Origin of the sequence: Pseudomonas veronii, from assembly GCF_002028325.1 — a bacterium.
GTDB lineage: Bacteria > Pseudomonadota > Gammaproteobacteria > Pseudomonadales > Pseudomonadaceae > Aquipseudomonas > Aquipseudomonas veronii.
Genome location: NZ_CP018420.1, coordinates 1,728,275 through 1,751,682, shown reverse-complemented (window position 1 = coordinate 1,751,682; position 23,408 = coordinate 1,728,275). Strand labels below are relative to the sequence as shown.

The following is a 23,408-nucleotide window of genomic DNA, read 5'->3' as shown; positions in this document are numbered from 1 at the left end:
ACATTCGACCGCACTTCGACAGAATGTACGCAATCAAGTGTAGGAGCGGGCTTGCCCGCGATAGGCGCGCCGCCGTTTCAATCGATCAACTGCGCATCCCGCAACGCGCCGAGCGCCACCAGCCAACGCGGGTCTTGCTTATACTCCGTCGACGCAACCGCCTGCCCACGCATCCGTGCGATCCGCGCCGATGGCGTGACCTTCATCCGCTGGGCCGCGCTCAGCGCCAATTCGGCAGCCGCCCGATCGTTGCACACCAGGCCCATGTCGCACCCCGCCGTCAGTGCGGCTTCAATTCGGCTGGCCGCATCCCCAACCACGTGGGCGCCAGCCATGGACAGGTCGTCGCTGAAAATCACCCCGTCAAATTGCAATTCGCCGCGCAGGATGTCCTGCAACCAGCGGCGCGAGAAACCGGCCGGCTGGGCGTCGACTTGCGGGTAAATGACGTGGGCTGGCATCACCGCAGCCAATTGCCGGCTCAGGCGTGCGAAAGGTACCAGGTCATTGGCGCGAATCTGTTCCAGGCTGCGTTCGTCATTGGGAATCGCAACGTGGGAATCGGCCTCAGCCCACCCGTGCCCCGGGAAGTGCTTGCCGGTGGCGGCCATGCCGGCGCTGTTCATGCCGCGGATAAACGCCCCGGCAAGCACCGCGGCGCGCTCGGGGTTGCCCTCGAAGGAACGGCTGCCGACCACGGCGCTGCGCTGGTAGTCCAGGTCCAGCACGGGGGCGAAGCTCAGGTCCAGGCCGACGGCCAGGACTTCAGTGGCCATGATCCAGCCACACTGTTCGGCGAGGTATTCGGCGTTAGGGTGATCCGCCAGCGCGCGCATGGCCGGCAGGCGCACAAAACCCTGGCGCAGGCGCTGCACGCGACCGCCCTCCTGGTCGACCGCCAGCAGCAGGTCCGGGCGCACGGCACGAATCGCCGCACTCAATTCCCGCACCTGGCGCGGATGCTCGATATTGCGCGCAAAAATGATCAGGCCGCCCACCTCAGGCTGGCGCAACAGGTGGCGATCCTCGGCCGTCAGCCAGGTACCGGCAACGTCGACCATCAAAGAACCTTGCAGGGCAGCAGTCATAAACCTTCCTTAAATAACGCACACAACCCATTGCCCTCGCGGCGCGGCGGGCGCGGCAAGAACAATGGGTTGCGAGTAAATAGCTGAATTCGGCATGGGCGGCTAGCTTAGCGGATGCTGGCGGCCGCGCACACCCGGGGCGGTCAAACCTTCGCGGGGATTGGCGTCGATTTGCTGCGCGGACGCAATTGCGCGGCAGCCATGGTCTGGTCGGTCACGCCGGTTTCGGCGCGCATGCCGGCAGCGAGGAACGGCACCATCAGGCGCATCACCTGCTCGATGGAGGTGTTGACGCCAAAGTCGGTCTCGGCAATCGCCCGCAAGGCCTTGATCCCGGACATGCTGAATGCCGCAGCGCCAAGCATGAAGTGTACGCGCCAGAACAATTCGATCGGCGGGATGCGCGGGGCCGCTTCGTTGACCAGCAACATATAGCGGCGGAACACCTTGCCGTACATGTCTTCCAGGTAGCGGCGCAGGTGGCCCTGGCTCTGGCTGAACGCCAGGCCCAACAGGCGCATGAAGATCGACAGGTCGTTGCCGCTGCGTGGCTGCACCACCAGCGCTTGCTCAACGAGGATTTCCAGCAGTTCTTCCAGGCTTGGCTTATGGTCGGCCTTGGCCTGGCGGCGTTCGAGCTCACGGTCGAGACTGGCGCAGAACGGCCCCAGGAAACGCGAGAACACCGCCTGGATCAGGGCTTTTTTCGAGCCGAAATGGTAGTTCACGGCGGCGAGGTTGACCCCGGCCTTGCTGGTGATCAGCCGCAATGAGGTTTCAGCAAATCCTTTTTCCGCGAACAATTGCTCGGCAGCATCGAGAATGCGTTCAACGGTTTCCGACTGGGCCATGGCTACTCCGCCTGACAAACACTTGTTTGAAACATACGTTTCAGCTTGTGTCTTGTCAAGCCTGTGGGTTCGCTTTCCGGCCAGGCAGTCATCTATTTGAACGCTATTTAATCACATCCTTTCAACTCTGTAGGCAGCGCTGTCTTTGCGTTGTAGGAGGGCTGACGAATGACCGTCCAGCGGACGCGCAAAAAAGGATGATTGCCAAGCGCAGTCCACTGTATATAATCCCAGTCACTGTATAAAAAGACAGAGCGATCAACATGCTAAAACTGACGCCACGCCAAGCTGAGATTCTGGCTTTTATCAAGCGCTGCCTCGACGACAACGGCTACCCGCCGACGCGCGCGGAAATTGCGCTGGAGCTGGGGTTCAAATCCCCCAACGCCGCCGAAGAACACCTCAAGGCCCTCGCTCGCAAAGGCGCGATCGAGATGACCCCGGGCGCTTCGCGGGGCATTCGCATCCCCGGTTTCGAAGCCAAGGCCGACGAATCGACCCTGCCGATCATCGGCCGCGTCGCTGCCGGCGCGCCGATCCTGGCGCAACAGCACGTCGAGGAATCCTGCAACATCAACCCGACCTTCTTCCACCCTCGCGCCGATTACCTGTTGCGGGTGCATGGCATGAGCATGAAGGACGTGGGCATTTTCGACGGTGACCTGCTGGCCGTCCACACCACTCGTGAAGCCCGTAACGGCCAGATCGTCGTCGCCCGCATCGGCGATGAAGTCACCGTCAAACGCTTCAAGCGCGAAGGCAGCAAGGTCTGGCTCCTGGCCGAGAACCCTGAGTTCGCCCCGATCGAAGTCAACCTGAAAGACCAGGACCTGGTGATCGAAGGCCTGAGCGTCGGCGTCATTCGCCGCTAAAGGAGGCATCATGCAGCTCGTGCACACCCCACAACACACACAACTGTCGCTGTTCGAGGCCTTCATGGCCCAACCCCTTGCGCCCATCCTCAAGGAAACGGTCGAGGCGCCCTGGTGCGCCGAGCCTGAGGCGTTCAGTGAACTGTCGTTGCGCGGTGCGGCCGGGAGCTGCCTGAGCCTGCTGGCGCCGATCCTGCGCGAACTGAGCGAGGAACAGGATGCACGCTGGTTGACGCTGATCGCCCCACCCGCCAGCCTGACCCAGGCTTGGCTGCGGGACGCCGGTCTCAACCGCGAACGCATCCTGTTGCTGCAACCACGCGGCGCGCAAAGTGCCCAGCAGTTGACCTGCGAAGCCCTGCGCCTGGGCCGCAGCCATACAGTGGTGAGCTGGTTGAACCCGCTGAATGCCAACGCCAAGCAACAGTTGATCAGCGCTGCGCGTACCGGCGATGCGCAGAGCTTGAATATTCGTTTGGGGTAATTCGAGGTGCCGCAGGCTAGCCCTGTGGCAAGGGAGCTTGCTCCCATTGGACTGTGCAGCAATCGCATGTTCAGGGCCGCTTAGCGCCCCAGCGGGAGCAAGCTCCCACGCCACACTCAGTGCAGAACCCGTGGACCGTCTTCTTTCTCCGGTTCGCCTTCCGCCAGGCGGCCTGCCATCTGTACGCCAACGCTCAACATGGCTTTTGCCACTTCCACGTGCTGGCCTTGCAGGAACGCCTTGGCGTCTTCGGAAAAGTCCAAGATAACCAGAGAACCCTCGTCCTCAGCCCGGCGCAGCTCGATTCGGCCGTCAGGCAATTCAACAATTTCCAGAAAGGACGTTGGCATAAAAGTCTGTTCTCCACGAAAGGCCGGGATTATATCAGTCATCTGCCGGGCCTCGCAGTGGATCTGGCGAGGTTTCTTTACGGCTGGATGAATGGTGCTTAGTGAAAGCAAGCCCACTGCCACAATTTTGATTGGCACCCATCTGCGCAGGTGCCTTGGCTGTCAGCTCGCAATGATCACCGGCTCAACGAGCGTGTCTCAGCACTCGTTCAAACCTTCGCGAAACCGCAGCGCCATGTTTTTCAGCTCCTGGCGCCAACCTTCGAGCTCTTCGCGGCTCAACGGCTTCGGTTCATCCTCTTCCAGCGACAGCGCCACGATCAACGGCTGTGTCACATCGCCCTTGGGCACATGGGGAACACGTGGCGGCTGGAACATATCGGCATGCGCTTTGAGCAGGCGTGCCACCCAACTGTCGGGGCTTTGCGCCATTTCCACCAATTCGGCGAGTTCAGGGATCGCCATGGCGTCCAGCACTTCGCGATTCATGATCATTTCCGCACGCGGCGAACCGGCCTGGGGCAAACGGTAGAACCCGGCGATTTCATGACACAGCCCCAGCAAGGCGCCGTACAGGTGGAACAGGGCCGCCTCACGCCCCGCCTGGACCAGCGCGATGGCGTTCATCTCCTTCCCTTCCTCGGCACGGCCAAGGGCTTCCAGGGACAAACCCGCGAAGTAAATTTTCTGGTTGGTACGGGTATAGAGTTCGTTGGCCATGACGGCAATCTCCACAACGAATAGGCGTAATGCTGGTATGTAGGAGCGAGCTTGCTCGCGAAAAACCTGGGGGCGTCGTAGGGCATCAGGTTTTTCGTGTAATCGTTAGCGACCTTCGCGAGCAAGCTCGCTCCTACAGCAAGCAAAAGCCGTCTATGCAGACGGCTTTTAGCGTTATCAGATTAACCGATCAAGCGCCCTGGCGCTTGTCCTCGACCTTCCACTTGCCGCCGTCGTAGAACGCCTTCCAACCGGTCGGCTTACCGTCCACTTCGGACTGCACGTACTGTTCCTTGGTCTTGCGGCTGTAGCGGATCACGGCCGGGCGACCGTCCGGGTCCTTCTTCGGCGCTTCGCACAGGAAGTGGTACTTCGGATCGATCTCATCCTTGTGCGGCACGATCTCGAGCACCAGCGGCGCACGGGTCTCGCGGTTTTTCGGGAACTGGCTGGCAGCCAGGAACAGCCCCGAAGCGCCATCACGCAGGATATAGGTGTCGTTGACCTTCTCGCACTTGAGTTCGGGCATCTTCACCGGGTCCATCTTCGGCGGCGCCGCGTCACCGCTTTTCAGCAGTTTGCGGGTGTTCTTGCACGTCGGGTTGGTGCAACCGAAGAACTTGCCGAAACGGCCGGTCTTGAGTTGCATCTCGCTGCCGCACTTGTCGCATTCCAGGCTCGGGCCTTCGTAGCCCTTGATGCGGTAGCTGCCCTCTTCGATCTCGTAGCCGTCGCAATCCGGGTTGTTACCGCAGATGTGCAACTTGTGCTTCTCGTCCAACAGGTAGGCATCCATCGCCGTGCTGCAGATCGGGCAACGGTGCTTGCCACGCAGCACCAGCGATTCGGATTCACCCTCGTCGTCGGCGGCGATTTCATCGCCCGGCACCAGGTTGACGGTGGCCTTGCAGCGCTCTTTCGGCGGCAGGCTGTAGCCCGAGCAACCGAGGAACACGCCGGTGGACGCGGTACGAATCTGCATCGGCCGGCCGCAGGTCAGGCACGGGATGTCGGTCATCACCGGCTGGTTGGCACGCATGCCGCTGTCCGGGCTTTCGGCCACTTCGAGTTTTTTCTTGAAGTCGCCGTAGAACTCGTCGAGCACGCTCTTCCAGTCGCGCTCGCCCTGGGCCACGTCATCGAGGTTCTCTTCCATGCCGGCGGTGAAGCCGTAGTCCATCAGGTTGGAGAAACTCTCGGACAGACGCTCGGTGACGATGTCGCCCATTTTTTCCGAATAGAAACGCCGGTTGTGCAGCGCCACGTAGCCACGGTCCTGGATCGTGGAGATGATCGCCGCATAGGTCGAAGGACGACCGATACCGCGTTTCTCCATCTCTTTCACCAGGCTGGCTTCCGAATAACGCGCCGGCGGCTTGGTGAAGTGCTGGGACGGGTCGAGCTTGATCAGCTTCAACGTGTCGCCCTGGGCCATGTCCGGCAGTACGTCGTCGTCGCCTGGCTTGGCGATTTGCGGCATCACGCGGGTGTAGCCGTCGAACTTGAGGATACGGCCCTTGGCACGCAGCTCGAAGTCGCCTGCGCCCACGCTGACGGTGGTGGACAGGTATTGCGCCGGCAGCATCTGGCAGGCCAGGAACTGGCGCCAGATCAGCTCATAGAGGCGCTCAGCGTCACGTTCCATGCCGCTCAGCTTGCTCGGCTCGGTGTTGGCGTCGGAAGGACGAATCGCTTCGTGAGCTTCCTGGGCGCCTTCTTTGCTGCTGTAGACGTTCGGCTTCTCCGGCAGGTACTTCTTGCCGAACTCGCTTTCAATATAAGTGCGCGCCATCGCCACCGCGTCTTGCGACAGGTTGGTGGAGTCGGTACGCATATAGGTGATGTAGCCGGCTTCGTACAGACGCTGGGCCATCATCATGGTTTTCTTCACGCCAAAGCCCAGGCGGTTACTGGCGGCCTGTTGCAGGGTGGACGTGATGAACGGCGCCGACGGCTTGCTGCTGGTCGGTTTGTCTTCGCGCTTGACGATGCTGTAGCTGGAAGACTTGAGCTTCTCCAGCGCAGCCATGGCCTGGGTTTCGTTCAGCGGCTTGAAGGCCTCGCCTTTTTCACGGGCCACTTCAAAGCGCACGTTGGCGCCCTTGGCGGTGCCGAGGTCGGCGTGGACTTCCCAGTATTCTTCAGGGTTGAACGCACGAATCTCGCGCTCACGCTCTACCACCAGCTTGACCGCTACCGATTGCACACGGCCGGCGGACAGGCCACGGGCAATCTTGGCCCACAGCAGTGGCGAGACCATGTAACCCACGACACGGTCGAGGAAACGACGGGCCTGCTGGGCGTTGACGCGGTCGATATCCAGTTCGCCCGGCTTGGAGAAGGCTTCCTGGATGGCTTTCTTGGTGATTTCGTTGAACACCACACGCTTGTAGCGGCTGTCATCACCGCCGATGGCTTCCCGCAGGTGCCAGGCAATGGCTTCCCCTTCGCGGTCCAAGTCCGTTGCGAGATAGATGGTGTCGGCATCTTTGGCGAGCCGGCGCAGCTCTTCGATGACCTTTTCCTTGCCCGGAAGGATTTCGTACTTGGCCTTCCAGCCATGTTCCGGGTCCACACCCATGCGCGAGACCAGCTGCTTGCGCGCTTTCTCTTTAGGCGTGAGCACCGGACCTTCGCCCGCAGCCGCCTTGCCGCGCTTGGCGGCAGGCTCCTTGCTGGCGCTAGCCGAACCGCTGGTGGGCAGGTCTCGGATATGGCCGATACTCGACTTCACCACGTACTCGTTGCCCAAGTACTTGTTGATGGTCTTGGCCTTAGCCGGGGATTCCACAATGACCAGCGATTTGCCCATGGATCGGAAAATTCCTGAATTCGAGAAGTGAAAGGCAGTTGGCGCCTGACGCGGCAACGCTATATATAGTGGCAACCGGGTGAGGTCAAGCGCAGCATTCTGCGCAGCCTGCCGTTATTGCCCTGAAAAAAGACTGGGTTCGGCCTGCACCAAAGCAAAGCGTGGGACCTGTTCGCCGTCAACTTCGACGGACTCGAGGAACATGCTCAACGGGCGCACCCAAAAGCCGTAATCGCCATACAGTGCTTGGTAGAACACCACTTCTTCTTCGGTCTCGGAGTGCCGCGCCACATTAAAAACGCGGTACTGCGGACCTTTATAATGTTGGTAGAGCCCTGGTTCGACTTTCATGCTCTGGCCACCTTACAAAATTTGTTAAAAAAAAATAATAAAACTACCGAAAAACAAAAACCGGGGCACTGGGCCCCGGCTTCCGTCAACCCAACGCTTAAAGGCGTTCGAAGACGGTGGAAATGCCTTGGCCGAGACCAATGCACATGGTTGCAACCCCGAGGTTGCCGCCATTTTGCTTCATCACATTGAGCAAAGTGCCGGAGATTCGCGCGCCGGAGCAACCGAACGGGTGGCCCAGGGCGATCGCGCCGCCGTGCAGGTTAACCTTCTCGTTCATCTTGTCGAGTACTTTCAAATCTTTCAGCACCGGCAGGGCCTGTGCGGCGAAGGCTTCGTTGAGCTCGAAGAAGTCGATATCGGCGACGGTCAGGCCCGCGCGCTTCAAGGCTTTTTGTGTCGCCGGTACCGGACCATAGCCCATGATCGCCGGGTCCACACCCGCTACGGCCATCGAACGAATCACCGCCATCGGCTGGATACCCAGGTCCTTGGCACGCTGCGCCGACATCACGATCATGCACGAGGCGCCGTCGGTGATTTGCGACGAAGTGCCGGCTGTCACGGTGCCGCCCTTTGGATTGAACGCCGGTTTCAAGGCGGCCAGGCTTTCCAGGGTGGTATCCGGACGAATGGTTTCGTCGTAGTCGAACAGTTTCAGGAAACCGTTCTCGTCGTAGCCGTTCATCGGGATGATTTCATCCTTGAACTTGCCTTCCACGGTCGCCTTGTGGGCGAGTTGGTGGGAACGCAGGCCGAACGCATCCTGGGCTTCGCGGGTAATGCCGTGCATCTTGCCGAGCATTTCCGCGGTGAGGCCCATCATGCCCGAGGCTTTTGCCGCGTGCAGTGACATGTGCGGGTTGGGATCGACACCGTGCATCATGCTGACGTGGCCCATGTGCTCCACGCCACCGACCACGAATACATCACCGTTGCCGGTCATGATCGCCTGGGCGGCCGTGTGCAATGCGCTCATCGACGAACCACACAGGCGGCTGACCGTCTGGGCGGCCGCGGTGTGCGGGATCTGGGTCAGCAAGGAGGCCATGCGGGCGATGTTCCAGCCCTGCTCCAGGGTCTGGTTGACACAGCCCCAGATCACGTCTTCGACTTCGTTCGGGTCGACCTTGACGTTACGCTCCAGCAATTTGCTGATCAGGTGCGCCGACATGTCTTCGGCGCGGGTGTTGCGGTGCATGCCGCCCTTGGAGCGGCCCATCGGCGTGCGACCGAAGTCGACAATCACGACGTCTCTTGGATTCAAGCTCATTAATATTCTCGCTCAAGTGTATGGGACGCTTAACCGAAGAAGCTCTGGCCGTTCTTGGCCATCTCACGCAGCTTCGCGGTCGGGTGGTACAGCGGGCCCAAATCAGCGTATTGATCAGCCAGGGCAACGAACTCGGCCACACCGATCGAGTCGATGTAACGCAGTGCACCGCCACGGAATGGAGGGAAACCAATACCGTACACCAGGCCCATGTCGGCTTCGGCGGCGGTTTCGACGATGCCGTCTTCCAGGCAACGCACGGTTTCCAGGCAGAGGGCGATCATCATCCAGTTGATGATGTCCTCGTCGGACACCTCACGCTGTTCATAGATGACCGGCGCGAGCACTTCGTGGACCGACGGATCGGCAACCTTCTTCTGCTTGCCCTTCTTGTCGGTCTCGTAGGCGTAGAAGCCCTTGCCGTTCTTCTGGCCCAGGCGCTTGGCCTCGTAGAGCGCGTCGATCGCCGAGCGGCGGTCGTCTTTCATGCGGTCTGGGAAGCCTTCAGCCATCACGTCGCGACCGTGGTGGCCGGTGTCGATGCCGACCACGTCCATCAGGTACGCCGGGCCCATCGGCCAGCCGAATTTTTCCATGACCTTGTCGATACGCACAAAGTCCACACCGGCGCTGACCAGCTTGGCGAAACCGCCGAAGTACGGGAACAGCACGCGGTTGACCAAAAAGCCCGGGCAGTCGTTGACCACGATCGGGTTCTTGCCCATTTTCTTGGCGTAGGCAACGGTGGTGGCGACGGCCAGCTCGCTGGACTTCTCACCACGGATCACTTCCACCAGCGGCATCATGTGCACCGGGTTGAAGAAGTGCATGCCGACGAAGTTTTCCGGACGCTTGAGGGCCTTGGCCAGCAGCGTGATGGAAATGGTCGAGGTGTTGGACGCCAGGATGGTGTCGTCTTTGACCTGGGCTTCCACTTCCGCCAGTACCGCTTGCTTGACCTTCGGGTTTTCGACAACCGCTTCGACCACCAGGTCGACGTGGCCGAAATCGCCGTAGGACAGCGTAGGACGAATGCCGTTGAGCACTTCAGCCATTTTCGCCGCGGTCATGCGACCTTTATCAACCCGACCCACCAGCAGCTTGGCCGCTTCCGCCAGGCCTTGCTCGATGCCGTGTTCGTTGATGTCTTTCATCAGGATCGGCGTGCCTTTGGACGCCGACTGATAGGCGATACCGCCGCCCATGATGCCGGCACCGAGTACGGCGGCCTGTTTCACATCCTTGGCGACTTCATCGTAGGCCTTGGCCTTTTTCTTCAGTTCCTGATCGTTCAGGAACAGGCCGATCAGGCTCCGGGCAGCGGAGGTCTTGGCCAGTTTGACGAAACCTGCCGCTTCCACTTCCAGGGCTTTGTCGCGACCGAAGTTCGCGGCTTTCTGGATGGTCTTGATCGCTTCAACCGGCGCCGGGTAGTTCGGGCCGGCCTGGCCAGCCACGAAACCTTTGGCGGTTTCGAACGCCATCATTTGTTCGATGGCGTTGAGCTTGAGTTTTTCCAGCTTCGGCTGACGCTTGGCCTTGTAATCAAATTCGCCGCTGATGGCGCCCTTGATCAGGTTCAGCGCGGCTTCGGCCAGTTTGTCCGGGGCAACCACGGCATCGACGGCACCGACTTTCAGCGCGTCTTCCGCTTTGTTTTCCTTGCCGGCGGCGATCCACTCGATGGCGTTGTCGGCCCCGATGATGCGCGGCAGGCGCACGGTGCCGCCGAAACCTGGGTAGATGCCCAGCTTGACTTCCGGCAGGCCGATTTTCGCAGTGGCCGACATGACGCGAAAATCCGCGGCCAGGCACATTTCCAGGCCGCCGCCCAGCGCGATGCCGTTGATCGCGGCAACGGTCGGCACGTTGAGGTCTTCGAAATCGCTGAAAATCTTGTTGGCTTCGAGGTTGCCAGCCACCAGCTCGGCATCGGGCAGCTTGAAGCTCTCGACGAATTCGGTGATGTCGGCGCCGACGATAAACACGTCCTTGCCGCTGGAGACGATCACGCCCTTGACCGAAGCATCTGCTTTGATGGCGTCTACGGCCTGACGCAGTTCGTTCAGGGTTAGACGGTTGAACTTGTTGACGGACTCACCCTTGAGGTCGAATTTCAGTTCGACGATGCCACTTTCAAGAGCCTTAACCGTGATGGCTTTACCTTCGTAAATCATCAACTGATCTCCACGATATGGAAGCTGAACAGTACACATCGGACGCTGGCCTCTGGTTGGACATTGATGATTTCGTCAATGCTCACCCCAATGCGCCAGGCACACCCGCCAATGCGATAGTCGGGATTCTGTATGAGACGTCTGACAGACAAACGCTCAATTCATACGCCCGTTTGATTTGGGTACGCCACCTTCATCCAATTCCGGGCAATTGTCAATCGCTCGAAAGCGCTAGGAAAAACGCGACTTTCCAGTCATTTCAGAACCCCAACCCTTGGCCCACGCTTCGCCAATATCCAACTATTCACCAAATCAATAATGAACACAGCGTAGGAAAAGACTGTACAGATCCGGATATCCGGCTAGGCTTGCGGCAGCCATTACAGAATAGTCAAAACGCCTGGGTGAATACCCGGCGTGAAACACACAGCTTTACCGGCCTGCCTGGCCAACCCCGCCCGATGATGATGTCGGGCTTTTTATTGCCCGACGTTCAGGCCAGGGCCTTGAGCAACGTATCAATGGCCTGCAGGTCGCTCACCTCACCCTTCTCGCCCCAGCACAACGCGATCATTTGCCGGTCTGCCTCGACTTTGTAGACGTTGGCCGGCAGCGTCGCAAAATGCGCCAGCAATTGCTCGTCCACGCAGGCTTCCTGCCACTGGTTGACCCACACGCCAGGCTCCAGCTGCCAATAACTCCATAGTGCAGGGACCTTGCCGCGCCGTGGCCGGTGGTATTGCGCGCACGGGCTCGGCGGCTCCTGCTTGAGCCAGTGCGGCCACGCCTGGGGCGCCAGTTGCATCGCCAGGCCCATGCGGCGCGCCTCCATGCGCAGGGCCATGCGCCCACTCTGATGGCGCGACGGGCGCAGCCATGCCAGGGGGCTCAAAACCACCGCAAGGATTGACACCACTATCCAGACCGTCATATGTGTACTCCCGATTTTTTAGATAAGCGGATTTGACCTGACGCAACCCCATCCGCTTGAAAGCAGCCATACTGAACTTATTGCAGTCCCCTGGAGGAACGCCCCATGTCATACGAACATATTCTGGTCGCCGTAGACCTGACCGAAGAGTGCGATCCAGTGATCAAACGCGCCGTGGATCTGGCTGGCACCACTGCCAAGCTGTCCCTGGTGCATATCGTCGAACCGATGGCCATGGCCTTTGGCGGCGACGTGCCGATGGACCTGTCACAACTGCAACAGCAGCAATTCGATCAAGCCAAGGAACGCCTTGAGCGCCTGATCACCAAGTACCCGAACCTGAAAAAAGGTCAGAGCCACCTGACCTATGGTCAGCCACGCCAGGAAATCCATCACCTGGCCAAGGAACAGGGCTGCGACCTGATCGTGGTCGGCAGCCATGGCCGTCACGGCCTGGCCTTGCTGCTGGGCTCCACCGCCAATGACGTCCTGCACGGCGCACCGTGCGATGTGCTGGCGGTGAAGCTGAAAAAGAACGCGTAAGACCGATCGAGACCCAAATAAGGGAGGGAGCTTGCTCCCTCCCTTATATTGGACTGCAGCTCATATAAAAAACCCGGTGCTCATTGAAATGAACACCGGGTTTTTTAATGCACTGGAATCAATCAGGCGTCCAACTCGGCCCAACGTTCAACCAGCACTTCCAGCTCCTGGTTCAAGGTTTCCAGGGACGCGATGACCTCGGCGGTTTCCGCCGCCGGACGCAGGTAGAAACCCGCGTCAGCCATTTGCGCTTCGACCGCAGCGATCTGCTGCTCCTTGGCGTCGATTTCACCCGGCAGGGCTTCCAGCTCACGCTGCAGCTTGTAGCTGAGTTTCTTCTTCGCGGCAGGCGCGGCTTCCGGCGCCGGTGCAGCGGCGGCCACGGGGGCGACGACGGCAGAGGTCAAGTCGGCCTTGCCGGACTTGCTCTCGGTCACGCCCAGCAGGCGCGGCGAGCCGCCCTGGCGCAGCCAGTCCTGGTAACCACCGACGTACTCGCGCACCTTGCCTTCACCTTCGAAGACCAGGGTGCTGGTGACCACGTTGTCGAGGAATGCCCGGTCGTGGCTGACCATCAGCACAGTGCCGTTGAAGGTCAGCAGGACCTCTTCCAGCAGCTCGAGGGTTTCCACGTCGAGGTCGTTGGTCGGTTCGTCGAGGACCAGCAGGTTGGCCGGCTTGCTGAACAGCTTGGCCAGCAGCAAGCGCGCACGCTCACCACCGGACAAGGCCTTGACCGGCGTGCGCGCGCGCTGCGGGCTGAACAGGAAGTCGCCCAGGTAGCTCAGCACATGGCGGCTCTGGCCGTCGATATCGATAAAGTCGCGGCCTTCGGCGACGTTGTCGATCACGGTTTTTTCCAGGTCCAACTGGTGACGCAACTGGTCGAAGTAGGCCACGTCGATGCGCGTGCCCTCTTCCACTTTACCGCTGGTCGGTTGCAGGCCGTTGAGCATCAGCTTGAGCAACGTGGTCTTGCCGGTGCCGTTGGCGCCGAGCAGGCCGATACGGTCGCCGCGCTGCAGGACCATGGAGAAGTCCTTGATCAGGAACGGACCGTCCGGGTGATGGAAGCTGACGTTCTCCAACACCATCACCTGCTTGCCCGACTTGTCGGCGGTTTCCAGCATGATATTGGCCTTGCCGGTGCGCTCGCGACGCTCACTGCGTTCAACGCGCAGGGCCTTGAGTGCGCGTACACGGCCTTCGTTACGGGTGCGGCGCGCCTTGATGCCCTGGCGGATCCACACTTCTTCCTGGGCCAGGCGCTTGTCGAACAAGGCGTTGGCGGTTTCTTCGGCGGCCAGGGTGGCTTCTTTGTGGACCAGGAAGCTGGCGTAGTCGCCGTTCCAGTCGATCAGGCCACCACGGTCCAGCTCGAGGATGCGGGTCGCCAGGTTCTGCAGGAAGGACCGGTCGTGCGTGATGAACAACACGGCGCCCTGGAAATCCTTGAGGGCTTCTTCGAGCCAGGCGATCGCGCCGATGTCCAGGTGGTTGGTCGGTTCGTCGAGCAGCAGCAGGTCCGGCTCGGACACCAGGGCCTGGGCCAGCAGGACGCGGCGACGCCAGCCGCCGGACAATTCGGCGAGGGTCTTGTCGGCCGGCAGTTGCAGGCGGCTCAGGGTGCTGTCCACCAGTTGCTGCAGGCGCCAGCCGTCACGGGCTTCGAGGTCTTGCTGGACGTGCATCAGCTTGTCCAGGTCTTCCTCGGTGACGCAGTTCTGCGCCAGGTGATGGTATTGCGCAAGCAACTCACCGACGCCGTCCAGGCCTTCGGCGACCACGTCGAACACTGTCCGTCCGTCGGCCACCGGCAGTTCCTGCGGCAATTCGCCAATCTTGAGGCCCGGGGCGCGCCATACAGAGCCGTCATCGGGCTTCTGGTCGCCTTTTACCAGCTTCATCATGCTGGACTTGCCGGTGCCGTTGCGGCCGATGATGCACACCCGCTCACCACGGGCGATCTGCCAGGACACCTTGTCCAACAACGGCATAGCGCCGAAAGCAAGGGACACATCGCTGAATTTGAGCAGGGTCATACGCTTCTCCAAAAACTGGGCGCGCATTCTACCTGAGTTGGGGGTGGGATGCGGCCGGCATTTTCGCTACGGGTGGGTTCTGTAAGACAATTCCGGCGAACTTGAACGAACAGGTCGGCAAAGCTTTCACCGGCCGCTGGCAAAAGGCTAAGCTAGAGGCAATGAGTGTCGGCGGTGCCGGCGCTAGTCGTGATTTCTCTGCACGGACGTCTCATGCGCAGTCGCCTTTTCAACTTTTTATCTTGTCTGCTTCTTACCGCCACTGCCGCTCAACCCGCCCTGGCCGTGGACATAACCACCCAACGTCAATATTACGATGAAGCCAAACGCGCCCTGGCCAACGGCGATACCGGGCCCTACATGCAATACAGCCAGGCCTTGGCCGACTACCCGCTGACGCCGTACCTGGCCTACGACGAGCTGACCGCACGCCTGAAGACCGCGAGCAACGAGGAAATCGAACAATTCCTCGCCAAAAACGGCGACCTGCCCCAGGCCAACTGGATGAAACTGCGTTGGTTGCGCTGGCTGGCCGAGCGTGGCGACTGGCAGACCTTTGAAAAGTACTACGACCCCAAGCTCAATTTCGTCGAGCTCGATTGCCTGCATGGCCAGTTCCAGCTCACGCACAATCTGAAAGCCGAAGGCTACAAAACCACCGAAAAACTCTGGCTGACCGGTAAATCGCAACCGTCCGCCTGTGATGCCACGTTCGCGCAGTGGGCCGCAGATGGCCAACTCACCGAACAGAAAATCTGGGACCGCGCCAAGCTCGCCGCCGAAGCCCGCAACTACGCGCTGGCCAACAGCCTGGTGAAAAGCCTGCCGACCCTCGGCGCCCAAGGCCGCCTGATGGTGGACGTGGCGCAAAAGCCGGAGATGCTCAGCGACCCATCGCGCTTCCTGCCGGCCACCGAGGCCATGTCTGACGCCGTGGGCCTGGGCCTGCGCCGCCTGGCGCGCCAGGACCCGGACAAGGCCATGGCCATGCTCGACGGCTATGCCAGCAGCATGCACTTCTCCCGTGACGAAAAAGTGGCGATTGCCCGCGAGATCGGCCTGACCCTGGCCAAGCGCTTTGACCCACGCGCCCTTGAGGTGATGACCAAGTACGACCCGGAACTGCGCGACAACACCGTGTCCGAATGGCGCCTGCGCCTGCTGTTGCGCCTGGCCCGTTGGGAAGACGCCTACCAACTCACGCGCAAACTCCCGCAGGACTTGGCCACCACCAACCGCTGGCGCTACTGGCAGGCCCGCAGCCTGGAGCTGGCCGAGCCGAAAAACCCGCAAGCCCTGGTGCTGTACAAAAACCTGTCGCGGGAGCGCGATTTCTACGGTTTCCTCGCCGCCGACCGCTCCAAAGCGCCGTACCAACTGATGAACAAGCCGCTGTTGATGAGCCAGGCGCTGATCAACAAAGTGCGCAACACCCCCGGCGTGCGCCGCGCCCTGGAGTTCTATGCGCGGGGCCAGGTAGTCGATGGCCGCCGCGAGTGGTACCACGTCAGCCGTCACTTCAACCGCGACGAAATGGTCGCCCAGGCCAGGCTGGCCTACGACATGAAGTGGTACTTCCCGGCGATCCGTACCATCAGCCAGGCGCAGTACTGGGATGACCTCGACATCCGCTTCCCAATGGCCCACCGCGACACCCTGGTGCGCGAAGCCAAGGTGCGCGGCCTGCATTCGAGCTGGGTGTTCGCCATCACCCGCCAGGAAAGCGCGTTCATGGACGACGCCCGCTCCGGCGTCGGCGCCAGCGGCCTGATGCAGCTGATGCCCGGCACCGCCAAAGACACCGCGCGCAAGTTCAGCATCCCGCTGGCCTCCCCGGCCCAGGTGCTCGATCCGGATAAAAACATCCAGCTCGGCGCCGCTTACCTGAGCCAGGTACACAGCCAGTTCAACGGCAACCGCGTCCTCGCTTCCGCCGCCTACAACGCCGGCCCGGGCCGCGTGCGCCAGTGGCTGCGCGGCGCCGATCACCTGAGTTTCGACGTGTGGGTGGAAAGCATCCCGTTCGACGAAACCCGCCAGTACGTGCAGAACGTGCTGTCTTATTCGGTGATCTACGGGCAGAAGCTCAATTCGCCACAGCCGTTGGTGGACTGGCATGAGCGGTATTTCGACGATCAATAAAGCGTGACGCACACACAAAAATGCCCGCATCGAAGGATGCGGGCATTTTTTATGCACAGTGATTTCAGTGCGCAGCCTGTTCCTCCACGCCATCACTGAACTGCAACGCCGCCAACCGCGCATACAGCGGGTTGCTCGCGATCAACTGCTGATGCGTGCCGATCGCCACCAGCTTGCCCTGGTCCATCACTGCGATCCGGTCCGCATGCTTCACCGTCGCCAGCCGATGCGCGATGACCAGCGTGGTGCGGCCCTGCATCAGTTGTGGCAGCGCCTGCTGGATCAGGTGTTCGCTCTGGGCGTCGAGGGCGCTGGTGGCTTCGTCCAGCAGCAGGATCGGCGCATCTACCAGCAACGCGCGGGCGATCGCCAGGCGTTGCCGTTGGCCGCCGGAGAGGCCCATGCCGCCGTCGCCGAGGTGGGTCTGGTAGCCATCGGGCATTTGCAGGATGAAGTCGTGGGCATGGGCAATCCGCGCGGCGGCTTCGACCTGCTCGCGAGTGGCGCTCGGGTTGCCGTAGCGGATGTTGTCTTCGACACTGCCAAAGAACAGCGCCGGGCTCTGGGACACCAGGGCAAAGTGGCGGCGCAGGTCCTGGGGGTCGAGTTCGGTGAGCGGCTGGCCTTCGAGCAGGATGCGGCCGTGCTGGGGATCATAGAAGCGCAGCAACAGGTCGAAAATCGTCGACTTGCCCGCGCCCGACGGCCCTACCAGCGCGAGGGTTTCGCCGGGGTTGATGGTCAGGTTCAAACCGTCGATGGCGTAAGTGTCCGGCCGCGACGGGTAGGAAAAGCGCAGGTCTTGCAGCTCCATGCGGCCGCTGACGCGTGGCGGTAATTGCACGCAGCCGGCGACGGGCGCCTGGATCTCGTTGTGCGACTGCAGCAACTCGCCGATCCGCTCTGCCGCCCCCGCGGCGCGCTGCAACTCGCCGAGCACTTCGCTCAAGGTGCCGACGGCGCTGCCGACGATCAGGCTGTAGAACACGAACGCGGCCAGTTCGCCGCCGGAAATGCGCCCGCTGATCACGTCCATGCCGCCGACCCACAGCATCACCCCGACAGCGCCGAGCACCAGCATGATCACCAGGGTAATCAGCCAGGCACGCTGGGCGATGCGCTTACGTGCGGTGCTGAAAGCGTCCTCGACGGTCACGGCAAAGCGTTGTTCGTCCTGCGCCTGGTGGTTATAGGCCTGCACGGTCTTGATCTGGCCGAGCGTCTCGGACACGTAGCTGCCGACGTCGGCGATACGGTCCTGGCTCAAGCGCGACAGGCTGCGCACGCGGCGGCCGAAAATCAGGATCGGCGCCAGCACCAGCGGCAGCGCCACCACCACGATGCTGGTGAGCTTGGGGTTGGTGACAAACAGCAGCACGATGCCGCCGATGACCATCAACGCATTGCGCAGGAACAGCGACAGCGAGGAGCCGATTACCGATTGCAACAATGTGGTGTCGGTGGTCAACCGCGACTGGATTTCCGAGCTGCGATTGTTTTCATAAAACCCAGGATGCAGGTAGATCAGGTGGTTGAACACCTGCCGACGAATGTCGGCCACCACCCGCTCGCCGATCCACGACACCAGGTAAAACCGCGCAAACGTGCCGACGGCCAGGCCCAGTACCAGGATCATGAACAGGCCGATGGATTGGTTGAGCAAGTGCGGCGACTGGGTCATGAAGCCCTGGTCCACCAACAGGCGAATGCCCTGGCCCATGGACAAGGTGATGCCGGCGGTGACGATCAGCGCCACCAGCGCGCCAAGCGCCTGCCAGCGATAGGGCGCAATGAAGCGGCTGGCCAGGCGAATTGCACGGCGTTGTCGGACTGAGAACATGGGGGGCATCACCTGATGAGGGGAGATCGGAACCTACAGACAACATTGGGGGAACTTGAGTAAATAACAATGAGTCGGGTTAATTATGCCCGCCCACTCTGCCCCCTAGAGGTTATCGGTCTAACACCCGGCTGGAAATTTGTAACGGTTTCTGGTGGACTGAGTATTCGAAGCGATGATCTTGCAAGGAGTTGTAACAGCTCGGTCACGCGGGGGGGTTAAAGTTGGTACACAACCTGATGAGGAGACAGGCCATGACCTTGCAAAACAGCAGCGATGCCAAGATTGAAGTAATCCGCCAACCGCAATACCTGCCTTGCTCCGTCATCGACGCCCAAGGCCGCGAAGTGCAGATTACCGAAGACATGATCCAGCAAGCGTGCCGCGAGCTGGAACAGCGACTGGTCAAGCCTGCCCAGCAAGGCTGAAGCGCCCACGCTCTTTCAGAACCGGCCTTGATGGCCGGTTAATGAGATGGTCACCCCCAACACCCTGTGAGGGCTACGCTTTCACGGGGTGTTTTGTTTTCGGAGGCCATCATCATGAGCGAGTCAGCACTGATCGGTATCGATCTCGGCAAACATACTTTCCACCTGCACGGCCAGGATAAGTCGGGCCGCGAGGTGTTTCGCAAAAAATGCTCACGGGCGCAGATGATGCAGTTTTTCGGCAATGTGCCGAGCTGTGTCGTGGTGATGGAGGCCTGTGCAGGGTCGCATTTTGTCGCTCGCCAACTGATGGCGATGGGACACACGGCCAAGCTGATTTCCCCGCAGTTCGTTAAGCCCTTCGTCAAGGGCAACAAAAATGACTTCGTCGACGCTGAGGCGATCTGTGAAGCCGCTTCCCGCCCATCCATGCGCTTCGTTACGCCTAAAACCGAATCCCAGCAAACCCTGTCTGTGCTGCATCGGATGCGCGAATCATTGGTGCATGACCGCACCAAAACGGCTAATCAGATGCACGGTTTTCTGTTGGAGTTTGGAATCAGCCTGCCCAAGGGATTGGCCATCATGAAGCGTTTGGCGAGCGTTTTGGCCGAGCACGAATTACCCGTTCGTCTGACGGTCTTATTGCAGCGCCTGCACGATCACTTCGTCTATCTGGATGAGCAAATCAAAGCGCTGGATAAAGAACTGGCGGGCCAACTGGCCAACGATGATCTGGGCAGTCGTTTGCTGAGCATGCCGTGTGTCGGCCCGATCACCGCCAGCCTGCTGGCTGTGGAGATGGGCGATGGTAAACAGTACCGATGCGGTCGCGACTTTGCCGCCTCCGTTGGCTTAGTGCCCAGGCAGTACAGCACGGGCGGCAAGGCCAATCTGCTGGGGATCAGCAAGCGGGGTGACAAGCATCTGCGACAACTGTTGGTGCAGTGTTCCAGGGTCTATATGCAGAGGCTGGATCACCAGAAAGGCGCTCTGGCTGACTGGGTTAAAACCTTGCTCAGTCGACGACATTCAAATGTCGTGGCCTGTGCCCTGGCTAACAAACTGGCGCGTATCGCTTGGGCGATAGCCGCTCGCCATACGCAATATGAAGCAGGGCCAGACGCTTTGAACGCCTGACCCTGCAGTTGTTGCAGTACCACGATTCACCCTTCAGGTTTTGCGATAGCTGAACAACAGATGATGTGAACGGCACACCGGCCTGGCGAAGATCCTGACATAAAAATCGGCTTCAGAAGCCGACCGGTTTTTAAGGATCGTCAGGCGCGACTCTCATCGTGGCGCTGGGGCATACCCCAAACAGACGCCGGATAGATTTAAGCAAGCCAACCACACCACCCGTTGATCAGTATTGCAAAAATGGGGGTGACCATAGATTTTTTGTGACCTCGTTCCTACAGCAGCTCAGCGCCCAATGCCTCGACGATGCCAGACAACAGCGCCGATTGCCCATGGATACGCACCTTCAAGCCATCGATCTCACGGCGCTCCGGATAGTGCTTGCGCAGCAGATCGAACGCCTTGCGTTGCTCGTCCACCGTTCCCACGAGGCTGCGACGGAAATCCGCATCGTCGCGACGCGGGTCGTACACGCTGCGGCATAACGTCGCCAGCGCCCAGGCCGGGTCGGTAGACGCATTCAAGTGGACCTCGGCCAGCCACGGCGGCGGCAGCAAATCACTCAGTTCAATCGCCGGCGCCTGGCCCAGATGCGCGCAGAACGCCTGGTAGATCTGCGCCGTGCCGCGCTGCTTGCCGTCCAGGCTGTAACCGGCGATGTGCGGGGTGGCCAGCACGCAGAGGTCGGCCAGGTCGACATCCACTTCGGGCTCGCCTTCCCACACATCCAGCACCGCTTGCAGGTCTTCACGCGAAAGCAGCACGTCGCGCAGGGCGGCGTTGTCCACCACCGGGCCACGGCTGGCGTTGATCAGCCAGGCACCAGGCTTGAGGCGATTGAGGCGCTCGCGGTCGAACAAGTGCCAGGTGGAGCCGTTGCCGGACTTGGTCAACGGCGTGTGCAGGCTGATCACGTCGCATTGCTCGATGATCTGCTCCAGGCTGACGTAGTCACCGTCTTCGGCGATCTGCCGCGGCGGGTCGCAGACCAGCACGTTCCAGCCCAGGCCCTTGAGCACCTTGACCAAACGCCCGCCCACTTCACCGGCGCCGACGACACCGTAAGTCCGCTGGTTGAGGTCGGCGCCCTCGATCTCGGCCAGGGTCTGCAAGCTGCCCAGCACGTAGTCCACCACGCCACGGGCATTGCAGCCGGGCGCGCTGGACCATTGAATGCCGGCACGCTGGAAATAGTCGAGGTCCAAATGATCGGTGCCGATGGTGCAGGTGCCGACAAAGCGCACCTTGGAACCTTCGAGCAAGGCCCGGTTGACGTTGGTCACCGAGCGCACCAGCAGCACATCGGCCTGCTCGACGGTGGCGCGGTCAATGGAACGGCCGGGCACCCGGCGTATTTCGCCAAATCCTTGGAAGAAAGCATCGAGCAGCGGAATATTTTCGTCGGCAACAATCAGCATGGCAGGCTCCTTTGGCGGAACAGCAGTGTACAGGGATGCGATCGGTGTTCCACCGCAGATCGAAGGTGGACGCTGCGGCGCCTGGAAGATCGCTTACAAATAGCTAACACAGGTTTTTTCCTGACCGCTGCGTCAACGCGTAGAATCCGCCGTCCTGCGCTCTTCTTTGGACATCTGCACGTGAACACCGCCACCGCCACCCTCACCCGTCCCGCCCGCATCAGCCGGGAAGTGCGCGGGCTGCTGACACTCGCCGTGCCGATCATGATCGGCCAACTGGCAACCACCGCGATGAGCTTCGTCGATGCGGTGATGGCCGGGCGCGTCAGCCCGCAGGACCTGGCGGCGGTGGGCCTGGGCAATTCGATCTGGATTCCGGTGTACCTGCTGATGACCGGCACCTTGCTGGCCACCACGCCGAAAGTCGCCCAGCGCTATGGCGCCGGTCACTACAGCGAGATCGGGCCGCTGGTGCGCCAATCCCTGTGGTTGGCGGTGGTGGTCGGCATCACCGCGTCACTGCTGCTGCTCGGCGCCGAACCGATCCTGCACGCGATGAAGGTTGAACCCGACCTGATCAAACCCTCCATGGGCTACCTGCACGGCATCGCCGCAGGCATGCCGGCCGTTGCCCTGTATTACGTGTTGCGTTGTTTCAGCGACGGCCTGGGCCGCACACGCCCGAGCATGGTCATGGGCCTGTGCGGGTTGGCGCTGAATATCCCGCTGAACTACATCTTCATCTATGGCCATTTCGGCGTGCCGGCCATGGGCGGCGTGGGCTGCGGCTGGGCCACGGGCATTGCGATGTGGGTGATGATGCTCGGCCTGGCGGGCTGGACGCGCTGGGGGCCGGCGTACCAGAGCAGCGAACTGTTCAAGCGTTTCGATTGGCCGCAATGGGCGGTGATCAAGCGCGTATTGGGCATCGGCCTGCCAATCGGCATCGCGATCTTTGCCGAATCGAGCATCTTCGCGGTGATCGCCCTGCTGATCGGCAGCCTGGGCGCCACGGTGGTCTCCGGCCATCAGATCGCCCTGAACGTCAGTTCCCTGGTGTTCATGATCCCTTACTCCCTGAGCACGGCCGTCACCGTGCGCGTCGGCCAGGCCCTCGGCCGTGGCCTGCCGCGTGAAGCGCGCTTCGCTGCCGGGGTCGGCATGGGCACGGCGCTGGCGTATGCCTGCCTGTCCTGCAGCCTGATGCTGGTGTTCCGCGAGCAGATCGCGGCGATCTACACCCCGGACCCGGTGGTGATCCACCTGGCGTCGACGCTGATCGTGTTTTCCGCGCTGTTCCAGTTTTCCGACTCGATCCAGGTCACCGCCGCCGGTGCCCTGCGCGGCTATCAGGACACCCGCGTGACCATGGTGCTGACCCTGTTCGCCTACTGGGGCGTGGGCTTGCCGGTGGGTTACGCCCTGGGGCTGACCGACTGGCTGGGCGCGGCGAGCGGCCCCAGCGGTTTGTGGCAGGGGCTGATCGTGGGCCTGAGCTGCGCGGCGGGGATGTTGCTGGTGCGCCTGGCGCGCAGCGCACGCCGACGCATTCGCCGGGACAAGGTGCGGGGTTAAGCAGCACACACCCGCGCTTGCTCGCGAAGGTCGCCAGCGATAACGCAGCTTGCCTGGTTTGACGTGGCGCTCTCGGGGTTTTCGCGAGCAAGCTCGCTCCTACAGGAATCGGGGGCTTAGTCGAGCTTCTTGCGGATCCAGTACAGGTACGTACCGGCCTGTTCCTGCTGAGCCACCAGTTCGTGGTCGAGGAACACGCAGAACTTGGGAATGTCGCGGCGGGTCGACGGGTCGGTCGCGATCACCTTGAGCAGGCCGCCAGGCGGCAGGTCACGGATGTGCTGGTGCAGCATCATCACCGGCTCCGGGCAGTTCAGCCCGGTGGCGTCGAGGGTGCCGTCGACGGCAGTGTCGGTCATATCGCTCATTGA

20 protein-coding genes are annotated in these 23,408 nt (G+C 61.2%); 7 read left to right on the top strand and 13 right to left on the bottom strand.

Features of this window, described 5'->3' with window-relative positions:
* Nucleotides 1-77: 77 nt before the first annotated feature.
* Nucleotides 78-1,088: a beta-N-acetylhexosaminidase gene (gene nagZ, locus PverR02_RS08050; RefSeq protein ID WP_046384320.1), complete on the bottom strand. Its 1,011-nt coding sequence runs from the start codon at nucleotides 1,086-1,088 to the stop codon at nucleotides 78-80.
* 143 nt (nucleotides 1,089-1,231) lie between these two features.
* Nucleotides 1,232-1,939, bottom strand: a complete 708-nt coding sequence (locus PverR02_RS08045; protein WP_046384321.1) for a TetR/AcrR family transcriptional regulator — start codon at nucleotides 1,937-1,939, stop codon at nucleotides 1,232-1,234.
* Nucleotides 1,940-2,202: 263 nt separating this feature from the next.
* Here PverR02_RS08045 and lexA point away from each other — a divergent pair, with 263 nt between their 5' ends.
* The gene (gene lexA, locus PverR02_RS08040; RefSeq protein WP_003172575.1) at nucleotides 2,203-2,811 is read left to right on the top strand and encodes a transcriptional repressor LexA; all 609 of its coding nucleotides are present in this window, start codon (nucleotides 2,203-2,205) and stop codon (nucleotides 2,809-2,811) included.
* A gap of 10 nt (nucleotides 2,812-2,821) precedes the next feature.
* Nucleotides 2,822-3,295 carry an SOS-induced cell division inhibitor SulA gene (gene sulA, locus PverR02_RS08035; RefSeq protein WP_017848777.1) on the top strand — a complete coding sequence of 158 codons (474 nt, stop codon included), beginning with the start codon at nucleotides 2,822-2,824 and terminating at the stop codon, nucleotides 3,293-3,295.
* Nucleotides 3,296-3,411: 116 nt separating this feature from the next.
* On the opposite strand, the gene PverR02_RS08030 is transcribed toward sulA, so the two are convergent.
* The 7 genes from PverR02_RS08030 to PverR02_RS08000 all read right to left on the bottom strand — a co-directional run bounded on the left by PverR02_RS08030 (nucleotide 3,412) and on the right by PverR02_RS08000 (nucleotide 11,909).
* Nucleotides 3,412-3,645: a hypothetical protein gene (locus tag PverR02_RS08030; RefSeq protein WP_017254451.1), complete on the bottom strand. Its 234-nt coding sequence runs from the start codon at nucleotides 3,643-3,645 to the stop codon at nucleotides 3,412-3,414.
* Between the two features lie 198 nt (nucleotides 3,646-3,843).
* Nucleotides 3,844-4,365 (bottom strand): DUF6586 family protein, encoded by a 522-nt coding sequence (locus PverR02_RS08025; protein WP_017848776.1) that lies wholly within the window; start codon nucleotides 4,363-4,365, stop codon nucleotides 3,844-3,846.
* 190 nt (nucleotides 4,366-4,555) lie between these two features.
* A complete protein-coding gene (gene topA, locus PverR02_RS08020; protein ID WP_079443076.1) occupies nucleotides 4,556-7,177 on the bottom strand; it encodes a type I DNA topoisomerase in 2,622 nt (873 codons plus the stop codon).
* Nucleotides 7,178-7,291: 114 nt separating this feature from the next.
* On the bottom strand, nucleotides 7,292-7,528 hold the full coding sequence (locus PverR02_RS08015) for a DUF1653 domain-containing protein (protein WP_010563748.1): 237 nt from the start codon (nucleotides 7,526-7,528) through the stop codon (nucleotides 7,292-7,294).
* Between the two features lie 97 nt (nucleotides 7,529-7,625).
* Nucleotides 7,626-8,801 carry an acetyl-CoA C-acyltransferase FadA gene (gene fadA / locus PverR02_RS08010; RefSeq protein WP_026140242.1) on the bottom strand — a complete coding sequence of 392 codons (1,176 nt, stop codon included), beginning with the start codon at nucleotides 8,799-8,801 and terminating at the stop codon, nucleotides 7,626-7,628.
* A gap of 29 nt (nucleotides 8,802-8,830) precedes the next feature.
* Nucleotides 8,831-10,978, bottom strand: coding sequence for a fatty acid oxidation complex subunit alpha FadB (gene fadB, locus PverR02_RS08005; protein WP_017848773.1), 2,148 nt, complete (start codon nucleotides 10,976-10,978; stop codon nucleotides 8,831-8,833).
* Nucleotides 10,979-11,471: 493 nt separating this feature from the next.
* On the bottom strand, nucleotides 11,472-11,909 hold the full coding sequence (locus tag PverR02_RS08000) for a hypothetical protein (RefSeq protein ID WP_017848772.1): 438 nt from the start codon (nucleotides 11,907-11,909) through the stop codon (nucleotides 11,472-11,474).
* A 105-nt stretch (nucleotides 11,910-12,014) separates the two neighbouring features.
* Between PverR02_RS08000 and PverR02_RS07995 the strand changes: the two genes are divergently transcribed.
* Nucleotides 12,015-12,452, top strand: a complete 438-nt coding sequence (locus PverR02_RS07995; protein WP_046384324.1) for a universal stress protein — start codon at nucleotides 12,015-12,017, stop codon at nucleotides 12,450-12,452.
* 122 nt (nucleotides 12,453-12,574) lie between these two features.
* On the opposite strand, the gene PverR02_RS07990 is transcribed toward PverR02_RS07995, so the two are convergent.
* Entirely contained in the window at nucleotides 12,575-14,494 is a 1,920-nt protein-coding gene (locus PverR02_RS07990; protein ID WP_017848770.1) for an ATP-binding cassette domain-containing protein, read from the bottom strand.
* Nucleotides 14,495-14,707: 213 nt separating this feature from the next.
* Here PverR02_RS07990 and PverR02_RS07985 point away from each other — a divergent pair, with 213 nt between their 5' ends.
* Entirely contained in the window at nucleotides 14,708-16,636 is a 1,929-nt protein-coding gene (locus PverR02_RS07985) for a transglycosylase SLT domain-containing protein (RefSeq protein ID WP_079443075.1), read from the top strand.
* Nucleotides 16,637-16,700: 64 nt separating this feature from the next.
* Here the strand turns inward: PverR02_RS07985 and PverR02_RS07980 are convergent, their stop codons facing one another.
* Nucleotides 16,701-18,485, bottom strand: coding sequence for an ABC transporter ATP-binding protein/permease (locus tag PverR02_RS07980; protein ID WP_164887020.1), 1,785 nt, complete (start codon nucleotides 18,483-18,485; stop codon nucleotides 16,701-16,703).
* A gap of 245 nt (nucleotides 18,486-18,730) precedes the next feature.
* Between PverR02_RS07980 and PverR02_RS32275 the strand changes: the two genes are divergently transcribed.
* Complete coding sequence (locus PverR02_RS32275; protein WP_017848767.1) at nucleotides 18,731-18,904, top strand: PA1571 family protein; 174 nt, start codon at nucleotides 18,731-18,733, stop codon at nucleotides 18,902-18,904.
* Between the two features lie 114 nt (nucleotides 18,905-19,018).
* The gene (locus PverR02_RS07975; RefSeq protein WP_079443074.1) at nucleotides 19,019-20,044 is read left to right on the top strand and encodes an IS110 family RNA-guided transposase; all 1,026 of its coding nucleotides are present in this window, start codon (nucleotides 19,019-19,021) and stop codon (nucleotides 20,042-20,044) included.
* A gap of 275 nt (nucleotides 20,045-20,319) precedes the next feature.
* Here the strand turns inward: PverR02_RS07975 and pdxB are convergent, their stop codons facing one another.
* A complete protein-coding gene (gene pdxB, locus PverR02_RS07970) occupies nucleotides 20,320-21,462 on the bottom strand; it encodes a 4-phosphoerythronate dehydrogenase PdxB (RefSeq protein ID WP_017848766.1) in 1,143 nt (380 codons plus the stop codon).
* Between the two features lie 180 nt (nucleotides 21,463-21,642).
* Between pdxB and PverR02_RS07965 the strand changes: the two genes are divergently transcribed.
* Nucleotides 21,643-23,037, top strand: coding sequence for an MATE family efflux transporter (locus tag PverR02_RS07965; protein ID WP_079443073.1), 1,395 nt, complete (start codon nucleotides 21,643-21,645; stop codon nucleotides 23,035-23,037).
* Nucleotides 23,038-23,153: 116 nt separating this feature from the next.
* Here PverR02_RS07965 and tusA read toward each other — a convergent pair whose 3' ends face one another.
* Nucleotides 23,154-23,405 (bottom strand): sulfurtransferase TusA, encoded by a 252-nt coding sequence (gene tusA, locus PverR02_RS07960; RefSeq protein ID WP_017848764.1) that lies wholly within the window; start codon nucleotides 23,403-23,405, stop codon nucleotides 23,154-23,156.
* Nucleotides 23,406-23,408: the final 3 nt, after the last annotated feature.

What these genes read in the sequence shown, in the direction of transcription:
- nagZ (WP_046384320.1), bottom strand. Translation starts at nt 1,088, where the DNA reads ATGACTGCTGCCCTGCAAGGTTCTTTGATGGTCGACGTTGCCGGTACC.
- PverR02_RS08045 (WP_046384321.1), bottom strand. Translation starts at nt 1,939, where the DNA reads ATGGCCCAGTCGGAAACCGTTGAACGCATTCTCGATGCTGCCGAGCAA.
- lexA (WP_003172575.1), top strand. Translation starts at nt 2,203, where the DNA reads ATGCTAAAACTGACGCCACGCCAAGCTGAGATTCTGGCTTTTATCAAG.
- sulA (WP_017848777.1), top strand. Translation starts at nt 2,822, where the DNA reads ATGCAGCTCGTGCACACCCCACAACACACACAACTGTCGCTGTTCGAG.
- PverR02_RS08030 (WP_017254451.1), bottom strand. Translation starts at nt 3,645, where the DNA reads ATGCCAACGTCCTTTCTGGAAATTGTTGAATTGCCTGACGGCCGAATC.
- PverR02_RS08025 (WP_017848776.1), bottom strand. Translation starts at nt 4,365, where the DNA reads ATGGCCAACGAACTCTATACCCGTACCAACCAGAAAATTTACTTCGCG.
- topA (WP_079443076.1), bottom strand. Translation starts at nt 7,177, where the DNA reads ATGGGCAAATCGCTGGTCATTGTGGAATCCCCGGCTAAGGCCAAGACC.
- PverR02_RS08015 (WP_010563748.1), bottom strand. Translation starts at nt 7,528, where the DNA reads ATGAAAGTCGAACCAGGGCTCTACCAACATTATAAAGGTCCGCAGTAC.
- fadA (WP_026140242.1), bottom strand. Translation starts at nt 8,801, where the DNA reads ATGAGCTTGAATCCAAGAGACGTCGTGATTGTCGACTTCGGTCGCACG.
- fadB (WP_017848773.1), bottom strand. Translation starts at nt 10,978, where the DNA reads ATGATTTACGAAGGTAAAGCCATCACGGTTAAGGCTCTTGAAAGTGGC.
- PverR02_RS08000 (WP_017848772.1), bottom strand. Translation starts at nt 11,909, where the DNA reads ATGACGGTCTGGATAGTGGTGTCAATCCTTGCGGTGGTTTTGAGCCCC.
- PverR02_RS07995 (WP_046384324.1), top strand. Translation starts at nt 12,015, where the DNA reads ATGTCATACGAACATATTCTGGTCGCCGTAGACCTGACCGAAGAGTGC.
- PverR02_RS07990 (WP_017848770.1), bottom strand. Translation starts at nt 14,494, where the DNA reads ATGACCCTGCTCAAATTCAGCGATGTGTCCCTTGCTTTCGGCGCTATG.
- PverR02_RS07985 (WP_079443075.1), top strand. Translation starts at nt 14,708, where the DNA reads ATGCGCAGTCGCCTTTTCAACTTTTTATCTTGTCTGCTTCTTACCGCC.
- PverR02_RS07980 (WP_164887020.1), bottom strand. Translation starts at nt 18,485, where the DNA reads ATGCCCCCCATGTTCTCAGTCCGACAACGCCGTGCAATTCGCCTGGCC.
- PverR02_RS32275 (WP_017848767.1), top strand. Translation starts at nt 18,731, where the DNA reads ATGACCTTGCAAAACAGCAGCGATGCCAAGATTGAAGTAATCCGCCAA.
- PverR02_RS07975 (WP_079443074.1), top strand. Translation starts at nt 19,019, where the DNA reads ATGAGCGAGTCAGCACTGATCGGTATCGATCTCGGCAAACATACTTTC.
- pdxB (WP_017848766.1), bottom strand. Translation starts at nt 21,462, where the DNA reads ATGCTGATTGTTGCCGACGAAAATATTCCGCTGCTCGATGCTTTCTTC.
- tusA (WP_017848764.1), bottom strand. Translation starts at nt 23,405, where the DNA reads ATGAGCGATATGACCGACACTGCCGTCGACGGCACCCTCGACGCCACC.